This window comes from Paenibacillus phytorum (assembly GCF_013141715.1).
GTDB lineage: Bacteria > Bacillota > Bacilli > Paenibacillales > NBRC-103111 > Paenibacillus_E > Paenibacillus_E phytorum.
The window spans coordinates 1-6,231 of record NZ_WHOA01000128.1 but is presented as its reverse complement, the minus strand read 5'-3'; the positions used below and the strand labels follow the sequence as shown (position 1 = coordinate 6,231).

The window sequence follows — 6,231 nt, the reverse complement described above, 5'->3', positions numbered from 1 at the left end:
AAGATAATGTCCTCGAATATGCGCTCAATCTCGTTCGTCGTGATTCCCGGTTTGATGAGCGGGGCGATCGTGCGATGGCATTCGGCCACCACTTGGCATGCCTTACGGATAGCCTCAATTTCATGCTTGCTTTTTAAGATGACCATGTTCGTATCAGGACTCCTTCGTAATAGCTTGCATCGCGAGTTTGGCGATTCGATCGACGTCCAGATCGGAAGTGCCCGCATAGTAGTGCAGCCCGCAGCAGCCGACCAGCACGGCAAGCATATGGTCGACGCTGTCGTCTTCGCGCTGGGCGATCGATTGGAGCGGAACGTACAGCCGTTCCATGAATCGTCTCTTGGTGGAGTTCCGATCCCTCTCAGGCAAGCCTGCATAATGTTCCGCCGCCATTTTGTAGACGAGATATGCGCGGGCGTCCGACTGCCACAGCCGGAGCAGCGCCTTGCAATACGTCAACATCTGCCTCTCATCTTGGCCGCCGCCGTAGATGTTTGCCCATTCTGCCAGGGCTTGCTCGCATCGCTCGAAGCCGCTGCCCAGCACATCTTCTATTAATAAATGTCGGTTGGGGTAATAATGGTATACCGTGCCGTAACCGATCTCGGCCTCGCGGGCGACGTCGCGAATATCAAAGCTGCCGCCCGTGTGGAAGTAGGTGCGCGCGGCGGCGTCAAGGACCTGTTCACTGCGCTGCATGCGGATGAGCTCATTTTGTTCTTTGGTACGGGGGCACATGGACGCGTACACCTCCTTGTATAGACCTGCAAATTTGTCGATATAAACATAGTAACGCATGGGGCGGGGATATGCAAATTATCTGTTAGAGAAATAAAGAACTGAACAAAGACAGAACTTCAGGCAAGTAGTTTCGGAGGAGGTAGGGTGTGCGACGGTAGCAGCATTAACGGATAACGATAGTTGAAAACCCTAAAAAGGCTGCCGCTTGCAGCCTTTTGTGCTAACGGGCAGTGCGCGCCTAGCCAAGCTAGGCACAACTTACTGATGCAAGTTCAGTCGGGGTAAGGTCCAAGCCGCCCCGTAGCTAGCAGGCAGACGTCGGCGAAATCCGGCGGCTGAAGCCCTGCGAAAAGTCGCGATTTGCGCGATGAAGCAAATCTGCAGGCCGTAATGAAAATGAATCCTACCGCATCGTGAAAGTGAACCCGAAAGGGACAAGAGGGAGCCGAGCCACGACTGCCCCGGCGAAGGCCATGGAACGCGCGAAGAACTTGGAATGCAGCGCAGAAGAACCCTCCGGTGTAAAGGGAGCGGCATGCAGAGAAAGTTGTGTTTGGAACTAGGGAGACCCTCCCCCGCACGAAGTTTTTTTTTTCGTAACGAGCAAACCTATAAGCCCTAAAGGTGAAATGGCGAGCTGCGGGAAGGGAGTCGGAGGGGGCCATACTACCAACGATCCGGCGGACAACATAACCCTGGGGAGGGAAGGGCGCCGAAAGGCAATACCCCACTTCGTTTACGGGATATCAAGGAGGTAAGAGCAAGTGAATGCCGATTACACGGCTAACGCCACCAATGAAAACGCTCGACGACTCCAAAATACCCTCTATCTTGCGGCTAAGGAGAACCCAACGCGTAAGTTTCATGCGCTGTACGACAAAGTATTCCGGAAAGATATCCTGCAAGAAGCATGGACAAGAGTGAAAACCAATCGTGGAAGTGCCGGCATCGATGGACAATCAATCGAATTCATCCTTCGAGAGATTGGTGAAGAATTCTTCATCGAAGAGATCAGGCAACAGCTAATGAATGGGGAATACCGACCGTCTCCGGTCAAACGGAAAGAGATTCCGAAATCTGACGGAAAGACACGTCCCTTGGGCATTCCAACAGTCCGTGACCGGACTGTTCAGATGGCAACCAAACTGGTGATCGAAGGCATATTCGAAGCGGATTTTAAAGATTGCTCTTACGGATTTCGCCCCAAGCGGTCGGCTCACCAGGCTATAAAGAGCATCCGGGAAAGCATCAATTGGGGAGCCGCCGTCAACTGGGTGGTCGACGTAGATATTGCTGGCTACTTCGATAATATCTCCCACAGCAAGCTGATGAAACTGGTCGAAGAACGCATCTGCGACAGGCGCATTCTAAAGTTAATTAGACAGTGGCTTGAAGCAGGTGTAATGAAGGATGGCGTATGGCACAAAACGAAGATTGGAAGCCCACAAGGCGGTGTAATATCTCCTCTTCTGGCCAACATCTATCTCAACTACCTCGATACGATATGGGAAAAACGGTTTTCTCATCTGGGCAAGCTAGTCAGGTATGCAGATGATCTTGTCATTCTTTGCCGGTACAAGCCGCAGGCACTCGAAGCTATTCATGTACTCAAGGCCATCTTCGGAAAACTAGAGTTAACCATGAACACGTCAAAATCAAAGTTAGTATGTCTATGGAAGAATTAGGATGGGTTTGACTTTCTTGGTTTTCACCACAGGAAGATGCCGCACCTCCATAAAAAAGGGGTTATGTATAGACTTCGAAGCTTTCCATCGAAGAAAGCGATGAAGAAGATGCGCACTCGTTTGAAGGAAGAAACGGCATCCAGAGGCCGGTTAAACTGGTCGTTAAAACTGATGGTCGAGCTACTGAATCCTATGATCCAAGGATGGCGTAACTTCTACGCTCATCAGGATGTGGATCGAAGTATGGCAAACCGTTTCCTTACAAAAGTCGACTGGTACATTCTGAGGAGATTGAGACAGTTCTGGAATAACAAACACAGGAAGCGCAAGCGGAATTGGTCGGAGATGCATATTCTGCTTCAACGTACAGGACTGAAAACATTATGCACTTGGAAAAACCGTACTGCCCAAGATGAAGAACGTCGGAAAGCCGTATGCGGGAAAACTGCATGTACGGTTTGATGAGGAGGGGCTGGGATCCCCAGTCCTTTACTCTACTTAACGCAACTTCCAATGTATGGAAACGTATAATAATAATTAGGTTGTAAATGGAAAACACTTGTTGGGGTGTTTATCTAGTGGATGCTAACAATCATTGAGTAAAGGTGGGTAATCAATGCAAGGAATTATCTTAAATATAATAAGCTTTTTTATTGGTAGTTTCCTTGTGCTGCGATTGTTCAGTCCATGGGCGAAGACTTATTGGAAAAATGAATTAATTATTGCCCTAATACAGGCAGTGGTTTTCACAATCATTCTTGTCTCCATATCTCATCATAACAATAACAAGACCAATAATTTTCCGTTAATCATCAATACATTGGCAAAAAATACTACGGAATTAAACAGAGAACCAGGTATCATTCGCTCTGCTATAGCAAGTGATCCAAATAAGAATTTAATAAAAGTGGGTATAGGTATTGACCACACAAAAATAACGGACTATCGTCTAAAACAAATCGTTGAATCTTATCTAAGTAATTCTGCGGCATTAACCAAAGAACATGATTGGAAGAAATTACTTTTACCTTACACAATAATAATAGAAGACATCGGCGATAGCAATAACGGTAGAATATTAGCCCAAAAACAGTCTGGAAAGACAGATTTGTCTTGGTCAGAATAAATAAAAACGAGAAAAGAATTATGAGAATTGGTAAGTATGATTCTTGTAGTATTGAGGGAGCTTTTTTAAGCTAACTAGAAACGATAGTTAAATACCAGAGGGGCTACCGCGTGGCAGCCCTTCAATCCGTTAACGGGCAGGATTGCTAAGTGAATGGTTTCCGATTTATGGTAAAATAAATTTGGTATAGTTTTCGCTAATAACACTTGAGGTGACAACAAATGCTCGATGTAATAAGGAAAAAGGCTGATGAATGTATTAACGAAATAGATGGAATTTCAATTGAAAGTTTTATTTCATACGGAGATAAAAAAGTTGAATATTCACTGTCATTTAAAGAATTTATGGCATCAGTCTCAATCTTATCAGATTTCACATATGACTTTTTTGCGATTGAAATTGAAACGGAACGAGCATTTATGTTTAATACAAAACAGTTCCAAAGGCTTGAGGATGTTGTTTCAGAGCTAAAAAAAGACCTTTTTTCTGTATCGAACTTAGGAAAAGGGAATATTTGAGTTAATAATTTCTTCGCTCAATTGTCGGGCATTACGATCTCAACTACGTTGAAACTATTGGAGTTAACCTCTCTTCAGTTGTGCTGGGATATTGTGAAGCGAAAAATGATTTCTTAGAAATAAAACTAAATAGAACGTATCTATTCCAACATTTATGGGGGGGCCACAATGATCTATTATGTTTTTGGAATATGCGTAATTATCTTAGCAATAACAATATTTAGGATGATTCGATATAAATTCAAAAAATACACCAGAGAAAGTATTGGTTTACTTGTAATATCATTAATTTTAATGTGGGAAGAGACATCGAAATTATTAATTAGCCCAAAGACACCAGAGTTTTTATATGTGCTACTTCAAATGTTCCCAATCTTACTCATAATTGTATTTCTGATTGGACTATGGAGACTCCGTAGACGCTAAACAACTTGGTGGTATTCAGATTGTAGTCATCCGATGTAGGGTGTTAAGAATATTATCCGACTGCCTACAAAGTCACAAAATCAATATATGGGGCATTACGCTAACGAGGAACGTTACTTCAATATACTACAAAATGAGGCTGCCACCGCAAAACGAATGGCAGCCTCATTAAGCTATTGGGCAGGATACTTCCAATATGTGCTAAAATATAACTGCATTTTTAGAAGGCTACAATGGAGGAGCGAAATGAAATTTTACATAGCGTCCAGTCTCAAAAACATAGAAAATGTGCGGTTATTGGCTGAGAATTTGAAATCACTTGGATTTCAACATACGTACGATTGGTCAATACATTCGAACATAGACTCTATCACCAAACTACGTATGATTGGCGAAGAAGAAGTTTCAGGGGTTTTGGCTGCAGATGTAGTAATTGTCATGCTCCCAGCAGGGAAAGGGAGTCATGTTGAACTAGGAATTGCTTTGGGATCAGGAAAGAAAATCTATTTGTATTCCTCAACAAATGAACTGAATGAAATCGGGAATACATGTACGTTTTATCATGTAGATTCAGTTGAACAGAGGATTGGCTCTTTAGAAGAATTGATAAATTCAGTCCGTCTTGATTTCCAGGATCATCATTAAGTTATCGAGGAACGTTTGTTCAATACACAGTAACGGGAGGCTGCTGGCACGATCGGTAGCCTTTCGCTCACCTAAATGGCAGGATAATTTGGTAATATTATAGAATAAATGTATATTCGAAATTATACAAATAAGGGGATTCTGCTCATGCAAGGGTATAACGTTCTTATGATATACAATAAAGATATGGCTCGGCTGCTAATGTGCAAACGATTAAAGAACCCATATGAAGGTTTAAGTAATCTGGTTGGCGGTAAAATTGAGAATGGAGAAACGGGGATTGAAGCAGCTTACAGAGAATTATTTGAAGAGACCAGCATATCAAAAGAAGATGTAACTTTGCATCATTTAATGGATTATAAATACTATTTGCATCATTGCTATGTTGAAGTTTATGTCGGCAGATTGAAGCGTGATGTCTTGGTCTCTGGGGATGAAAATGAATTATATTGGTCAGATTTGGATCAAGATTTTTTCGACATGACCCTATTTGCAGGCGAAGGAAATATAGGACATATGATTGAACAAGTGAAGATGAGCAAAGGTTTATTTCTAACTGATTAAACACTTTCCGCCCAACTAACTGGGAACTATAGTTCAATCACGACATTACGGCAGCCGGCAGACACTGGGCTGCCGTTGTCCGTTGTTAGCGAATTCGAAGGGCAGGAAATAAAGTGTATATTACGAATATACTTAGTAGCTCGCTCCCAGCAACATACATGTTAGGGGTAAAATGATGATAAAAAATCCTAAAGATAAATTTGAAACACTTGAAGAGTTTTATGACAACTTAAATCGAGGAGGAGAGATTGAATTCGAATACCATGGTAAAGAATACGCTATCACTCACTCTAAGGTGGGTATTTGTATTTACGAAGCCGAAAAAATAGGAACTGAAGTAATATGCAAAGATGTTGAAGATATTGGCGAGTACCTTGTTGGGACAGTAAAATTAAAAACCATAGTCATGGAAATAAACGTAACTTTCCGTTGTTTTTAAGGTAGCTCGATTAAACAAACGGGAAACGATAGCTCCATAATATTGTAGTACCGAGGCTCCCGGTGATTCACTCGGCAGCCTATTCCG

At 42.9% G+C, this 6,231-nt stretch carries 8 protein-coding genes; 7 read left to right on the top strand and 1 reads right to left on the bottom strand.

Features of this window, described 5'->3' with window-relative positions; genetic code table 11:
- Positions 1-153: 153 nt before the first annotated feature.
- On the bottom strand, positions 154-738 hold the full coding sequence (locus tag GC098_RS20060; protein WP_171645032.1) for a TetR/AcrR family transcriptional regulator: 585 nt from the start codon (positions 736-738) through the stop codon (positions 154-156).
- 767 nt (positions 739-1,505) lie between these two features.
- Between GC098_RS20060 and ltrA the strand changes: the two genes are divergently transcribed.
- The 7 genes from ltrA (at position 1,506) to GC098_RS20030 (ending at position 6,144) form a co-directional block, all read left to right on the top strand.
- Positions 1,506-2,426 (top strand): group II intron reverse transcriptase/maturase, encoded by a 921-nt coding sequence (gene ltrA / locus GC098_RS40130; RefSeq protein WP_312880232.1) that lies wholly within the window; start codon positions 1,506-1,508, stop codon positions 2,424-2,426.
- Between the two features lie 63 nt (positions 2,427-2,489).
- Positions 2,490-2,888 (top strand): group II intron maturase-specific domain-containing protein, encoded by a 399-nt coding sequence (locus tag GC098_RS40125; protein WP_246358749.1) that lies wholly within the window; start codon positions 2,490-2,492, stop codon positions 2,886-2,888.
- Positions 2,889-3,042: 154 nt separating this feature from the next.
- Positions 3,043-3,552 carry a hypothetical protein gene (locus tag GC098_RS20050; protein ID WP_171645031.1) on the top strand — a complete coding sequence of 170 codons (510 nt, stop codon included), beginning with the start codon at positions 3,043-3,045 and terminating at the stop codon, positions 3,550-3,552.
- Between the two features lie 221 nt (positions 3,553-3,773).
- Complete coding sequence (locus tag GC098_RS20045) at positions 3,774-4,070, top strand: hypothetical protein (RefSeq protein WP_171645030.1); 297 nt, start codon at positions 3,774-3,776, stop codon at positions 4,068-4,070.
- Between the two features lie 672 nt (positions 4,071-4,742).
- Positions 4,743-5,141, top strand: a complete 399-nt coding sequence (locus tag GC098_RS20040; protein WP_171645029.1) for a nucleoside 2-deoxyribosyltransferase — start codon at positions 4,743-4,745, stop codon at positions 5,139-5,141.
- A gap of 147 nt (positions 5,142-5,288) precedes the next feature.
- On the top strand, positions 5,289-5,705 hold the full coding sequence (locus tag GC098_RS20035; RefSeq protein ID WP_171645028.1) for an NUDIX hydrolase: 417 nt from the start codon (positions 5,289-5,291) through the stop codon (positions 5,703-5,705).
- Between the two features lie 175 nt (positions 5,706-5,880).
- Complete coding sequence (locus GC098_RS20030) at positions 5,881-6,144, top strand: hypothetical protein (protein WP_171645027.1); 264 nt, start codon at positions 5,881-5,883, stop codon at positions 6,142-6,144.
- Positions 6,145-6,231 lie beyond the last annotated feature (87 nt).